This window comes from Cupriavidus sp. R6-3, assembly GCF_059772245.1.
Window position 1 is genome coordinate 1 of the sequence record NZ_JCBAJO010000134.1, and the last position, 13,474, is coordinate 13,474.

Genomic DNA, 13,474 nt, shown 5'->3' on the forward strand with positions numbered 1-13,474 from the left:
CGCCGGCCGCCAGGCGTCCCAGCGCCAGCGCTTCCAGGTTGGCGTCCACCGCGACGCCGTTCAGCTCGATCGCCCGTGTCAGCGCCGCCAGCGAGACCGGCACCAGGCCCTTCTGCCAGGCAAAGCCGAGCACCACGATGTTGGCCGTCACCGTATCGCCGAGGAAGGCCGTGGCGAGCGCCTGCGCGTCCAGCGTGTCGATGCCGCCCGAACTCGTGGCGTGGCGCAGCTTGGCGAGCAGCGCGTCGGCATGCAGGTCGGCATCCGGATTGCGCTGGAATTCGGCCACCTGCGTCGGATGGGTATTGGCGACGATCTGCGTGCGCCGCGGCGCGACCGTCTGCAGCACGTCGGGCGAGGCGCCCACCGCCAGGTCGCAGGCCAGCACCGCATCGGCCTGCTGCGCGTCGATGCGCGCCTGGTTCAGCCACTGCCGGCTCTGCGCGAGCCGCACGAAGGACAGCACCGCGCCGCCCTTCTGCGCGAAGCCCATGAAGTCGAGCACGCTGGCCACGCGCCGCTCCAGGTGCGCCGCCATCGCGATCAGCGCGCCGACCGTCACCACGCCGGTGCCGCCGACGCCGACCACCAGGATGTCGAAGGGCCCGGGGCCGAGCCGGGGCGCCGGCTCGCGCAACGCCGAAGCCTGCTCGCGCAGCGCCGTGGCGGCGCGCTCGTGGCCCACCGGGTGGCGCAGCGTCGCGCCCTCGACGGTGACAAAGCTCGGGCAGAAGCCCTTGACGCACGACTCGTCGTGATTGCAGCTGGCCTGGTCGATCTGGCGCTTGCGCCCCAGCGCGGTCTCGACCGGCTGCACCGCCAGGCAGTTGGACTGCACGCTGCAGTCCCCGCAGCCCTCGCATACCGCCTCGTTGATGAAGACCTGCCGCGCCGGCGGCGGCGCACGGCCGCTCTTGCGGCGGCGGCGCAGTTCCGCGGCGCAGGTCTGCTCGTACAGCAGCACGGTCACGCCCGGCACCTCGCGCAGTTCGCGCTGCACCGCATCGAGCGACTCGCGCGGATGGAAGGTGGTGCCCGCCGGAAAGCAGACGCGGCGGTCGCGATGCACGTCGATGCGATCGCTGACCACGGCGACGCGCGCGACCCCTTCGGCGCTGACCTGGCGCGCGATCGCCTCGACGTCGAGCGGGCCGTCGACCGGCTGCCCGCCGGTCATCGCCACCGCGTCGTTGCTCAGGATCTTGTAGGTCACGTTGGTGCGCGCGGCCACCGCCTGGCGGATCGCCAGATAGCCCGAGTGATAGTAGGTGCCGTCGCCCAGGTTCTGGAACACATGCGGCGTCGCGGTGAAGCGGCTGTGCGCGACCCAGTCGACCCCTTCGCCGCCCATCTGGATCAGCCCCGAGGTCTCGCGGTTCATCCAGCTGGCCATGAAGTGGCAGCCGATGCCGGCCTGCGCGCGCGAGCCTTCCGGTACGCGGGTTGAGGTGTTGTGCGGACAGCCGGGGCAGAAGTAGGGCTGGCGGCGGATGCCATCGGCCGCGTTGGACAGCAGCGCGTGCTCGCTGAACTGCGGCACCAGTTCGCGCCGGTCCAGGCCGCGGCTCAGGCGGGCGAGCCAGTCGGCCACCGGCTGCATCAGCCGCGACGGCCGCATCTCCTCGCGCTCGGGCAACAGCGGCCGGCCATCGATGCCGAGCTTGCCGGCGATCGCGGGGCGCACGCCGTCGGGCGCGTTATAGAACAGCGCCTGCAGCTGCCGCTCCACCAGCGGGCCCTTTTCCTCGACCACCAGGATCTCTTCGAGGCCGCGCGCGAAGGCCAGCAGCCGGGTCGGCTCGACCGGACAGGCGAGCCCGAGCTTGTAGACGCGGATGCCGGCGTCGGCCAGCGCCTGCGTCGAGATGCCCAGGCGCCGGAACACTTCCATCAGATCGTGATGCGCCTTGCCGCAGGTCACGATGCCGGCGCGGGCTTCGTCCGCCTCGACCACCATGCGGTCGATGCTGTTGACGCGGGCGAAGGCGCGCACCGCGTCGAGCTTGGCGCCGAGCCGCTGTTCGATGCGCGGCGACGGCAGGTCGGGCCAGCGGTAGTGCAGGCCGTCGGGCGGCGGCATATGGCCGGTGGCCCGGCGTATCGCCTCCGCGTCCTGCCAGCAGGCAACGCGCGCATGGACCTGGTCGAGGTCGACCGTCATCGCGCTCTCGACGGTCTCCGACAGCGCGGTGAAGCCGACCCAGTTGCCCGAGTAGCGCGACAGCGCCCAGCCGTAGAGGCCGAACTCCAGGTACTCGGCGACATCGGCGGGGGCGAGCACCGGCATCGACCAGGCCTGCATCGCGAAATCGCTCTGGTGCGACATCGACGACGACACGCAGCCATGGTCGTCGCCGGCCACCACCAGCACGCCGCCGTGCGGCGAGCTGCCATAGGCGTTGCCATGCTTGAGCGCGTCGCCGGCGCGATCGACGCCGGGGCCCTTGCCGTACCAGAGGCTGAAGACCGCGTCGACGGTGCGTTGCGGATCGCCCTCGACCTGCTGGGTGCCGAGCACCGCGGTGGCGGCGAGCTCTTCGTTGATCGCGGGCAGGAAGCGGACGCCGGCGGCATCGAGCAGCGGCGCGGCCTTCCACATCGCCTGGTCGACCATGCCGAGCGGCGAGCCGCGATAGCCGCTGACGAAGCCGGCGGTGCCCAGGCCGGCGGCGTGGTCGCGCCGCGCCTGTTCGAGCACCAGGCGGACCAGCGCCTGCGTGCCGCTCAGAAACACCTGGCCAGCGGGCGCGGTCAGGTTGTCCGACAGTCGATAGTCGGTGCGCAGCGTGCGTGTCTCCATTGCGGCCTCCTTACGGCCTGCCGACCAGCCTCTTCTTTGGCCTGCGAGCAGCGTCCGGGCAGCGTCCCGGCAGCGCGCTGTCGTTGACGCACGGGCGATGCACGGGCGATGCGCGGGCGATGCGCGGGCGATGCGCCGCCGGTGTACCGGCCGTCTCCAGGCCCATCTCCTGAAGACCATGTTAGGCACGCGATCGGAGAAATGGATTTCTCAATTTTGCCGCCAGGGCCTAGATTGGAGAAAACCCATCTCGATAACGGGCGATATGAAGAACGAAGAGGTTCTCGACGAGTACTCGCGCCGCATCCTCGCCGAGCTGCAGCGCGACGCGCGCCAGTCGCTGCAGCAGCTGGCCGGCGCGGTGGGCCTGTCGGTCACCCCCTGCTGGAAGCGGCTCAAGGCGATGGAGGAGAGCGGGGTGATCCGCAACTACACGGTGTGGGTCGACCGCGAGCGGGTCGGGCTGTCGAACTGCGTGCTGGCCGAAATCAATCTGACGCGCCACAGCGAGACCGTGGTCGACGAATTCGAGGCCGCGGTGCGCCGCTGCCCGGCGATCGTCGAGTGCTATCGCACCACCGGCCAGGCCGACTATCTGCTGAAGGTGCTGACGCCGGATATCCGCGCCTACGACGCCTTCCTGCACGACGTGATATTCCGGCTGCGGGGTGTGACCGGCATCCGTTCCAGCATCGTGCTGTGCGAGGTCAAGAGCGGGGCGCCGCTGCCGATCGGCGCTTGAGTTGGAGCCTGAGTCGGGGCCTGAGTCGGGGCCTGAGTCGGGGCCTGAGTCGGGGCCTGAGTCGGGGCCTGAGTCGGGGCCTGAGTCGCGCGCCTGAGTGGTGCTCCTGAGTGGTGCTCCTGAGTCGCGCGCCGGAGCTGCGCGCATGCCTCGGTGCCTTGGTCGCTCGTCCCGGTCCGCGCCCGCGGTGCTACAGCATCTCCAAGGGACGCGGCCCGCGCGGCGGCGGAAACAGGGCATCGAGCTCGGCCAGCTGCGCGGCGTCGAGCGCGATCGACAGCGCCGCGGCGTTCTCGCGCAGTGCGTCGCGCCGTCCCGTCTTCGGGATCGCGATCACGCCGTCGCGCGCCAGCAGCCAGGCCAGCGCGGCCTGCGCCGGGGCGATGCCATGGCGCGCGGCAAATTTCTTCAGGCCGGCATGGCGCAGCAACCGGGCCTGCTCGATCGGCGAATAGGCCATCACCGGCACGCCGCGCTCGCGCAGCCATGGCAGCAGATCCCATTCGATGCCGCGGCGGCCCAGGTTGTACAGCAGCTGGTTGGTCTGGACCCGGTCGCCGCCCGGTACCTTCCACAGCTCGCGCATATCGTCGAGGTCGAGATTGCTGACGCCGAAGTGGCGGATCTTGCCGGCCTGCTGCAGCGCGAGGAAGGCCTCCATGGTCTCGGCCAGCGGCACGCCGCCGCGCCAATGCAGCAGGTACAGGTCGATGCGGTCGGTGCCGAGCCGGCGCAGGCTGCGTTCGCAGGCCGCCACCGCGTCGCGCCGTCCGGCGTTGTGCGGATAGACCTTGGTAACCAGGAACACCTCGTCGCGCCGGCCGGCGATCGCCTCGCCGACCAGTTCTTCCGACAGCCCCTCGCCATACATCTCGGCGGTATCGATCAGCCGCAGGCCGAGGTCCAGGCCGAGCCGCAGCGTGGCGATCTCCTCGGCGCGGCGCGCGGGATCGTCGCCGATATTCCAGGTTCCCATGCCGAGGGCCGGCACGCGTTCACCGCAGGGCAGCAGCACTTGCTTCATGGCGCATCGCTCCTATGTGTTCGGGGATTCGAGGTTCGAGGTTCGAGGTTCGAGGTTCGAGGTTCGAGGTTCGGGATCGGGATCGGGATCGGGATCGGGATCGGGATCGGGATCGGATTCGGCATCGGGGATGGGGATCGGGATCGGGGATCGGGATCGGGATGCCGATGGCGTGGGCGCATCGGTCGGCGCCGCATCCATCGGCGCTGCCTTCGTCGGCGCTTCATCCGTCCACACTTTATCCCTCGGCGCTTCGTTCGCCGGCGCGGCCATCGATGCCGCTCTGCTGCACCAGCCATTGGCGGAACGCACGCGCCGCGGCCGGCTCGGCGCGCTCGCGCGGCCAGACCGCGTAGTAGCCGCCGCCCAGGGTCGCGCTCGCCTGGGTTGCGCGCACCAGCAGGCCGTCGCGCAGGCAGGCATCGATCATATGCCGCCAGCCCAGCACGATGCCGTGGCCCTCGATCGCCAGCTGCAGCAGGATCGGATACTGGTTGGCCACCACGCGATGGTTGGGGCGCGCATCGGGCAGGCCGTTCTGCGCCAGCCAGGTCTCCCATGACATCCATTGGCGCTGGGCGTCCTCGAGCACAAGCAGCGTCTCGTCGACCAGGTCGGCGGGTTCCAGATGCCGGCCGCGCAGGTAGCCGGGCGTGCAGACCGGGAACACTTCCTCGTCGTACAGGCGCCGTGCCGCGAAGCCCGGCGGCGGACCTTCGCGCAGGTAATAGAGGCCGATATCGAACTCGGCGCCTGACATCGAGGCCAGGCTGTCGTTGACGACCAGGCGCAGGTGGATGTCCGGATGCGCGGCGCGAAAGCGCGCCAGCCGCGGCGTCAGCCACAGCACCGCGACGCCGGACGAGCAGGCTACCGACAGCTCGGTATGTCCCTTGCGCTTCATCACGTCCTCGGTCGCCTCGGCGCATCCGACCAGCAGCCGCTGCACCACCTCGGCATAGCGCTGGCCGCTGACGGTCAGCCGCAGCGCGCGCGGCTCGCGCACGAACAGTTTCTTGCCGAGGAATTGTTCGAGCTGGGCGACCTGCCGGCTGATCGCGCTCTGCGTCAGATGCAGCTCGGCGGCGGCGCGCGTGAAGCTGCCGTGCCGCATCGCCGCCTCGAAGGCGATCAGGCAGGGCAGCGGAGGAAGCGGGGAAATGCGCATGGCGGCGTCCGGTCGGTCAAGCCGCCATGATAGTGGAGGGCCCACGTTGGGCATGAAGGGACAGCCCCGCGTGGGGCTCCCCTCTCCCGCTCGCGGGGGAGGGATTGGGGGAGAGGGCAAGCGCGCTCGCCATGCGATGGGGCGCCACATCTCCCCCTCTCCCCGGCCCTCCCCGGGAGAAGGAGAACTACAGAGCGACAGACGCAGTGGACGCTACTGCGCCGCGCGTGTATGGATCCGCCCGCCCTGCATCACCAATGCCAGGTGTTCGCCCTGGCCCATCAGCAGGCCGATGTCGGCCAGCGGGTCGCCGTCGACCACCAGCAGGTCGGCCAGCGCGCCGGCGCGCACCGTGCCGAGCTCGCCCTCGCGCTGCAGCAGCGCGGCGGCGATCGAGGTGGCCGAGCGGATCGCCTCCAGGTTGCCGAGCGCGTCGGCGCGGATGCGGAACTCCTCGCTCTGGCACTGGTGCATCTCGCCGAGCAGGTCGGAGCCGAAGGCCATCGGCACGCCGGCCTCGGCGTAGATGCGCAGCGAGTCGTGGCCGGCCTGGCGCACGGTCTCGATCTTGGCTACCGACTCGGCCGGCAGGCCCAGCCGCGCGCCGTCGCGCGCCAGCGCCTCGTAGGTGATCACGGTCGGCACCACGAAGGCGCCATGCTCGCGCATCACCTCGGCGGTGGCGCGGTCGACCAGGTTGCCGTGCTCGATCGAACGGACGCCGCAACGCACCGCGCGGGCGATCGCGCGCGGCGTGTAGGCGTGCGCCGCGACATAGGTCTGCGCGGCCTCGGCCTCCTCGACGATGGCGCGGATCTCGGCCTCGCTGTACTGCGTGTTGGCGATCGGATCGGTCGGCGAGGCGACGCCGCCCGAGGCCATGATCTTGATCTGGGTCGCGCCCTTCTGGATCTCCTCGCGCACCGCCAGCCGCACCGCGTCGACGCCGTCGACCACGCGCGCGATCGCGCCGGCGCGGAACGCGCACGAGCAAGGCTCGAGCGTGTCGCCGCGCGGGCGGAAGTCGCCGTGGCCGCCGGTCTGCGACAGCGCCTTGCCCGACGGGAAGATGCGCGGCCCCGGGATCAGGCCGCTGGCGACCGCCTGCGACAGGCCCCAGTCGGCGCCACCGGCGTCGCGCACCGTGGTGAAGCCGCGCTCGAGCATCGCGCGCATGATCGGCAGCGCGCGGATGGCCACCAGCACGTTGGGCTGGGTCGCGTTCAGGCCGAGGTTGGCGAGCGAGGCCAGCACGTGCACGTGGCAGTCGATCAGCCCAGGCATCACGGTCTTGCCGGCGACGTCGATGCGCCGCAGGTCGGGGGCGTCTGGCAGGTCGAGCGGCGTGGCCGATACCGCGGCGATGCGCTCGCCGTCGATCAGGACGTCGTGGCGGCGCAGCAGGCTGCCGTGCGCCGGGTCGAGGACGTTGCCGCCCTGAAGCAGGATTCTGGTCATGAGTCTCAGTGTCGTTGCAGATAGGCCGGCTCGCGGACGAAGCGCGTGCCGACGAAGCTGATGGCGGCGGCGATCATCACGTAGAAGGCGGGCGCCATGGTGCTGCCGGTGCTGGCGATCAGCCAGGTGATGATGAACGAGGCGAAGCCGCCGAAGATCGTCACCGCCAGGTTGTAGGCGACCGACAGGCCGGTCGACAGCACCTTGGCCGGGAACAGTTCGGAGAAGGCCGCCAGGATCGGGCCGGTGTACGCGGCGATCAGCACGCCGAACACCAGCTGGAACACCAGCAGCGACGCCAGGCCCGGCACGTGGTTGATATAGAAGAACATCGGATAGGCCAGCAGCAGGATCAGCAGCGCCGAGCCCGACAGCAGCGCGCGCCGGCCGATGCGGTCGGCGAGCCAGCCGACGATGGGCGAGAACACCATGATCGCGAGGCCGCCGACCATGCCCGCGATGAAGCCGGTGGACTGCGGCACTTGGAGCACTTTGACCGAGTAGGTCGGCATATAGAACAGCAGCACGTAGGTGCAGACCGTCCACAGGATCACCATCGAGAAGCTCGCCGTGGTCTCGCGCGGGTAGGTCTGCACGATCTCCTTCAGCGGCGAGTCGGAGCGCTCGGCGTTGTCGCGGAAGGTCGGCGTCTCGTCCAGGTGATGGCGGATGTAGTAGCCGACCGGACCGATCACGATGCCCAGCAGGAAGGGCAGGCGCCAGCCCCAGCTGTTCAGTGCCTCGCGGCTCAGCGCGCTGGTGACGAAGGTACCGACCGCGGCGCCGAGCAGCACCGCGACGCCGATGCTGGCCTGGATCCAGCTCGAATAGAAGGCACGCTGGCGGGCGGGCGCGTACTCGGTCAGGAAGGCGGTCGCGCCGCCCATCTCGCCGCCGGCGGAGAAGCCCTGCATCAGCCGCGCGACCACGATCAGCAGCGGCGCGAAGACACCGATCTGGTCGTAGGTGGGGGCGATGCCGATGATGGTGGTGCCCAGCGCCATCAGCAGGATGGTCAGCGACAGCGCCTGCTTGCGGCCGACACGGTCGGCATAGATGCCGAGCACGATGCCGCCGACCGGGCGCATGAAGAAGCCGACGCCGAAGGTGGCGACCGCCAGCAACAGCGACGACAGGTCGTTGCCGGTCGGAAAGAACAGCCGGGCGATGATGACCGCGAAGAAGCTGTAGACCGTGAAGTCGAACCACTCGAGGCCGTTGCCGATCACCGTCGCGACGATGGCGCGGCGGCGTTCCCTGGCGTGAGTGGCGGGCAGCGCGTCGGCGTGGGCTACGCTCGCTTGCATGTTGTTCTCCTGTGCATGGTTTCCTCCTCTGAGATGGACAGCGCCCGTCCGCGGCAGGCGCAGCGGGCCCGACGGCCGATGTTAGAAGCTGGGCCCGCGCAGGCGGTAACGAAATCTGCGCATGTCCGCATGCCGTCGGCGCATGGATCGGGGCATGCGTCGGCGCATGCGTAGGGGCATGCGCAGGGGCATGCGCAGGGGCATGCGATGGTGTCCGCCATCGTCCGACAGTCAGGCGCCGGCCAGCGATGGCGAGCGATGGAGGGCGATGGCGATCGAGGACCATCGAAGGGGCGTCGTGGATGCCGTCGGTCAGCGTCGAGGGTCGCGGAAGACCGTCGACGATGCGGTCGAGCGCGTGGTCGATCGCCCTCGACGGTCATCGATCGAACGTCGATCGAGCGTCGGTGGGGCATCGACATCGCGCTCGCGAAGGGCAAAGCGTTGCGTCGGCGCATCACTCGATCGACGTGCGTGCACGCTGCGCGACGACGCGCGAGGCGATGTCGATGCGCGATGCGTGCCACCATGTCGCGACGTCTGTCGTCGCCGTCGATGCGCTCGTCGCTGGGCTCGCCGCGACGGTGTCGAGCGGTGCCGCGATGCGCTGCGATGACGCCGCGGCGCACGCCGAGCAACGCGCCCGCGCCACGTGCGAACGATCTTCAGTGCATGCCGCAAAGCCTTGTCACATGCGGCTTTCCGGCAAGCATGCGGGTTCTCCCTCGTGTCGTCGTTGCGCCCGTGCGAGGGTTGGCGAAGGGGCGTCGCGAACGTCGTCGCGAGGTGCGCGCGCAGCGGTCGCGCACCGCATCGTCGGCATATCGATGAGGCCGCGATGCGATCGACGACGAGGGGCTCGCAGCGTGTCGTCGCGGCATGCGATGCGTGTCTCGACAGCGCGTCGCGCATGTCATCGCATCGATGTGTTCGTCATCGCAATGCGCGCGCATTCGATGGCGTGATTTTTTGGAACTTTTTTCTTAACATCACCGACCAAACGAATTATGATTCGCCTTGACAAGAGTCTCTCTTCATTGCATGAAGCAAGACATCGCGAAGCGAAGAACTCGAACAACAACCGCGGCGCGTTTCGATGCAGTGATGCAGGTAGCCGAGGAGCAACAGAACTTTGACGCAGACCAGACCGGGCTGGCTTCTTACAACGCGTACAGTCTCCTGTGGCCCATTGACGGGATGGGTTCGCTACCTCGAACAACACGGCGTCTGCCTGGCGCGGGCCATGATCGCGAATGCAGGTCTGCCGTCGGAATACTCCTACTTGGAAGCCGCGTGTCGTCGGGCAACGACGCGCGAGCGGATCGAATACTGCAGGACGCGGCGAGCGTTGCGCGCGGGTCATCGCGTTGCACGTCGCCACGGAAGCTTCGCCCTGCGCGGAGCGCCTGCCAAGGAATTCATTAGCGTGCGGCAGCCGTATTGCGGCACGCCGATGAATCGCTCGCTCGACTGGGGTTCGCAAGCAATAACGCCTCGGGTCGGTCGGGTCGCCAATTTTGGACATTCGATATTCACGCTCTAGTGAAGGAGTCATCCATGGCAACGACTGCGAAGAAGAAACCTGCGGCCAAGAAGGCCGCGCCCGCCAAGAAGGCAGCCGCCAAGAAGGCCGCACCGGCCAAGAAGACCGCGGTGAAGAAGGTCGCCGCGAAGAAGGCCGCGCCGGCCAAGAAGGCCGCGGCGAAGAAGGCCCCCGCCAAGAAGGTCGCGACCAAGAAGGTAGCGGCGAAGAAGGCGGCACCGGCCAAGAAGGCAGCAGCGAAGAAGGCCCCCGCCAAGAAGGTCGCGACCAAGAAGGTAGCGGCGAAGAAGGCGGCACCGGCCAAAAAGGCAGCAGCGAAGAAGGCCCCCGCCAAGAAGGCCGCGACCAAGAAGGTAGCGGCGAAGAAGGCGGCACCGGCCAAGAAGGCAGCGGCCAAGAAGACCACCGCGAAGAAGGCGACCGCCAAGAAGGCCGCGCCGGCCAAGAAGGCTGCCGCGAAGAAGGCGCCGGCGAAGAAGGCTGCCGGCAAGAAGGCCGCTGCCCAGCCTGCCTCGGCCCCTGCCTCGTCGCCCGCCTCGGCTCCCGCGCCGGCCGCCAAGACCGCGCTGAGCCCGGCCGCCGCCTGGCCGTTCCCGACCGGCAGCCGTCCGTAAGCGTTGACGCGCGACCTGTGCGCGCTCGATTCCTGCGGGAATCCTCGGGGCACCTTCGCGTGCCCGGATGACCGGATACCCCGTATCCGGCCGGCATGACTGTGGTCCTGCCAACCCGCCGCCGGCGACAGCCGCGGCGGGTTTTTTGTTTGGGGTTCGTCCCAACGCACCGCGATCTGCCCGAACGCAGCGCGACGCCATAGCGGCTCTCCGGGATCGCGCCGCTGGCGCACGCGCAAACAAAAACGCCGCCCCCCGAAGGAGGCGGCGTCGTGATCGACGGCCGGTGAAGCGCGCCGCTCAGTGCGTACGGCTCAGTACGCGGCGCTCAGTGCGTGCCGCTCAGTGCGTGACCCGCGTGACGCCGCCCGAGGACAGCAGCCGCACGCGTTCGCCCGGACGGAAGATCTCGTCGGCGTCCTGCGTGATCGCACGCATCTCGCCGTTGTCCAGGCGCACCGTGATCTCGAGCCCGCGCCGCTGGTCGACCCGGTTCTCGATCGCGCTGCCCGCCATGCCGCCGAGCACCGCGCCGAGGATGCCGGCCGCCACCGAGCCGCTGCCGCTGCCGATCGAGCTGCCCGCCGCGATGCCGCCGATGGCGCCGCCCGCCAGCGTGCCGACGCCCGATTGCTGACCCTGGATCATCACCTCGCGCACGCTCTCGACCACGCCGTAGCGCAGCGTCTGTTCACGCTGCGCCTGCCCCGGCGTATAGATGCTGGCGGAGTTCGATTGCGTGGCGCAGCCGGCCACGAGGCTGGCGGCCGCCACGAGCGCGACGCCGCAGGTTCGGATAAGGGTTTGCATGGTGATTCCCCAGCAAGGGTTTACGCGTAACGGTAGCCGAAGGCCGACTCGAACATCTGGCCGATCTGCTCGCGCGAGACCTTGTAGTTCTGCGGCCCCTGGTGCGCGATCTTGATCGCGCCCATCAGACTCGCGAGCCGGCCGGTAGTTTCCCAGTCGAGGCCTTCCTCGATGCCGTACAGCAGGCCGCCGCGGAAGGCGTCGCCGCAGCCGGTCGGATCGACGACCCGTTCGGCCTGCACCGCGGGAATATTGTACTGCCGGCCATCGGCGTGAATGGTGGCGCCGCGCTCGCCGTGCGTCACGATGAAGGCGCGCACGCGCGCCGCCACCTCGGCGCTGCTCCAGCCGGTGCGCGACAGCAGCACCTGGCCTTCGTAATCGTTGACCGTCACGTAGCTGGCCAGCTCGACGAACTGGCGCAGGTCCTCGCCGTCGAACAGCGGCATCGCCTGGCCCAGGTCGAAGATGAACGGAATGCCGGCCTCGGCGAATTGCCGGGCGTGGTGCAGCATCCCTTCGCGGCTGTCCGGCGCGACGATGCCCAGCCGGGGCGCGCGTTCGCCCTTGAGCGCGTCCTGCACCTGCGACAGCTGCGACTGGCTCATCGCGCCCGGATGGAAGGCGGTGATCTGGTTGTTCTCCAGATCGGTGGTGATCATCGCCTGCGCGGTGAAGGTGCCGGGCAGCGTGCGGATGTGCTCGGTGCCGATGCCGAGCTCGCGCAGGTAGTCCAGGTACGGGCCGGCATCCTCGCCGACCGTCGCCATCACCACCGGCTCGCCGCCGAGCAGCTTCAGGCTGTAGGCGATATTGCCCGCGCAGCCGCCGAACTCGCGGCGCATGCCGGGGACCAGGAAGGACACATTGAGCATGTGGATCTGGTCCGGCAGGATGTGTTCGCGGAACCTGCCTTCGAACGTCATGATGGTGTCGTAGGCGACGGAGCCGCAGATCAGGCTGGGCATGGATGCTCCAAGGTGTTTTGGTTCTGGTGGATCGCTGGTGGTGCTGCTTGTTTTTTCCCTCTCCCGCGGGCGGGAGAGGGAAACACGGTCGCTTACTTCAACGCTGCCAGCGCCGCGTCATAGTCCGGCTCGTTCTTGATTTCCGGCACCAGCTGGCTGTAGGTCACCGTGTCGTTCTGGTCCAGCACCACCACCGCGCGGGCCGTCACGCCGGCCAGCGGGCCGCTCTGGATGTCGACGCCGTAGTCGTGCTTGAACTGCGCGCCGCGCATCGTCGACAGCGGCACCACGTTGCTCAGGCCTTCCGCGGTGCAGAAGCGGCCCATCGCGAACGGCAGGTCGGCCGAGATGGTCAGCACCACGGTGTCGGCCAGCGCGCTGGCCTTCTCGTTGAACTTGCGGGCGGAGGCCTGGCACACCGGCGTGTCCAGGCTCGGCACGATATTGAGGACCTTGCGCTTGCCGGCGAAGTCGGCCAGCGTCACGTCCTTCAGGTCCTTGCCGACCAGCGAGAATGCGGGGGCCTTGTCACCGGGTTGGGGAAATTTGCCGCCGACTTCGATCGGGTTGCCGCCGAGGGTCACAGTGCTCATGGTCGCTCCTGGTTGATGGGGACGCGGCGCGCGCGGCCGGATGCCGCGGCGGCGCATCCCGGGGAATTCGAGGATGGTTCGGGTGTTCGGCGATGCATCAGCGATGCATTCGGGATGCTCAGGGATAAAACACCGACACGCGGTAGTTGTCCGCTGCCTGCCGAGTCCGGAATCGTACCTGAAGGGGCAGCTCGGCGCCCGCCTGCAGGCCCGCGGCGCCATCCGGATCGCGCGCACGGTGGTCCGCCGGGAGGTAGTCGGCCGGCATCAGCACGCGCCGCTGCAGCGGGCGGTCCTGCGCGTCGGTCAGCACCAGCTCGATCGCCGGCAGCGCCACCACAGCGCGGCCCTCGTTGCGCAGCGTCATCGTCAGCAGATAGTCCTCGGTGCCGGCATCGGGCATCTGCAGTTGCGAGCCGTCGATGCGCAGCGCGGACAGCTGCTTCG

At 69.2% G+C, this 13,474-nt stretch carries 13 protein-coding genes; 3 read left to right on the plus strand and 10 right to left on the minus strand.

The annotated features are described in order from the left end of the window. Window positions 1-2,800: indolepyruvate ferredoxin oxidoreductase family protein (locus AC6EI8_RS17975; protein ID WP_498382533.1), on the minus strand; the 2,800-nt coding region annotated here is incomplete at its 3' end. A 265-nt stretch (window positions 2,801-3,065) separates the two neighbouring features. On the opposite strand from AC6EI8_RS17975, the gene AC6EI8_RS17980 reads away from it, so the two are divergent. Continuing rightward, entirely contained in the window at window positions 3,066-3,542 is a 477-nt protein-coding gene (locus AC6EI8_RS17980; RefSeq protein ID WP_498382534.1) for an Lrp/AsnC family transcriptional regulator, read from the plus strand. A gap of 190 nt (window positions 3,543-3,732) precedes the next feature. Here AC6EI8_RS17980 and AC6EI8_RS17985 read toward each other — a convergent pair whose 3' ends face one another. The 5 genes from AC6EI8_RS17985 to AC6EI8_RS18005 all read right to left on the minus strand — a co-directional run bounded on the left by AC6EI8_RS17985 (window position 3,733) and on the right by AC6EI8_RS18005 (window position 8,499). Next, window positions 3,733-4,566, minus strand: a complete 834-nt coding sequence (locus AC6EI8_RS17985; protein WP_498382535.1) for an aldo/keto reductase — start codon at window positions 4,564-4,566, stop codon at window positions 3,733-3,735. A gap of 12 nt (window positions 4,567-4,578) precedes the next feature. Beyond that, on the minus strand, window positions 4,579-4,839 hold the full coding sequence (locus tag AC6EI8_RS17990; RefSeq protein ID WP_498382537.1) for a hypothetical protein: 261 nt from the start codon (window positions 4,837-4,839) through the stop codon (window positions 4,579-4,581). Next, entirely contained in the window at window positions 4,805-5,734 is a 930-nt protein-coding gene (locus tag AC6EI8_RS17995) for a LysR substrate-binding domain-containing protein (protein ID WP_149316604.1), read from the minus strand. The genes AC6EI8_RS17990 and AC6EI8_RS17995 overlap by 35 nt, the downstream gene beginning before the upstream one ends. 213 nt (window positions 5,735-5,947) lie before the next feature. Next, window positions 5,948-7,192, minus strand: coding sequence for a metal-dependent hydrolase family protein (locus tag AC6EI8_RS18000; protein WP_149316605.1), 1,245 nt, complete (start codon window positions 7,190-7,192; stop codon window positions 5,948-5,950). Between the two features lie 5 nt (window positions 7,193-7,197). Then, window positions 7,198-8,499: an MFS transporter gene (locus AC6EI8_RS18005; RefSeq protein ID WP_226107124.1), complete on the minus strand. Its 1,302-nt coding sequence runs from the start codon at window positions 8,497-8,499 to the stop codon at window positions 7,198-7,200. 302 nt (window positions 8,500-8,801) lie between these two features. Here AC6EI8_RS18005 and AC6EI8_RS18010 point away from each other — a divergent pair, with 302 nt between their 5' ends. After that, window positions 8,802-9,464 (plus strand): hypothetical protein, encoded by a 663-nt coding sequence (locus AC6EI8_RS18010; RefSeq protein ID WP_265632854.1) that lies wholly within the window; start codon window positions 8,802-8,804, stop codon window positions 9,462-9,464. 475 nt (window positions 9,465-9,939) lie between these two features. Then, entirely contained in the window at window positions 9,940-10,656 is a 717-nt protein-coding gene (locus tag AC6EI8_RS18015) for a histone H1-like DNA-binding protein (RefSeq protein ID WP_187829090.1), read from the plus strand. 342 nt (window positions 10,657-10,998) lie between these two features. On the opposite strand, the gene AC6EI8_RS18020 is transcribed toward AC6EI8_RS18015, so the two are convergent. The 4 genes from AC6EI8_RS18020 to AC6EI8_RS18035 all read right to left on the minus strand — a co-directional run. Then, entirely contained in the window at window positions 10,999-11,466 is a 468-nt protein-coding gene (locus AC6EI8_RS18020; protein ID WP_053822532.1) for an outer membrane lipoprotein, read from the minus strand. Between the two features lie 20 nt (window positions 11,467-11,486). Then, window positions 11,487-12,434: a carbohydrate kinase family protein gene (locus AC6EI8_RS18025; protein WP_150082137.1), complete on the minus strand. Its 948-nt coding sequence runs from the start codon at window positions 12,432-12,434 to the stop codon at window positions 11,487-11,489. A 92-nt stretch (window positions 12,435-12,526) separates the two neighbouring features. Beyond that, the gene (tpx, locus tag AC6EI8_RS18030; RefSeq protein ID WP_149316610.1) at window positions 12,527-13,027 is read right to left on the minus strand and encodes a thiol peroxidase; all 501 of its coding nucleotides are present in this window, start codon (window positions 13,025-13,027) and stop codon (window positions 12,527-12,529) included. A gap of 118 nt (window positions 13,028-13,145) precedes the next feature. Continuing rightward, window positions 13,146-13,474 (minus strand): DUF3426 domain-containing protein (locus AC6EI8_RS18035; RefSeq protein ID WP_498382536.1); only part of this gene is annotated, 329 nt, incomplete at its 5' end.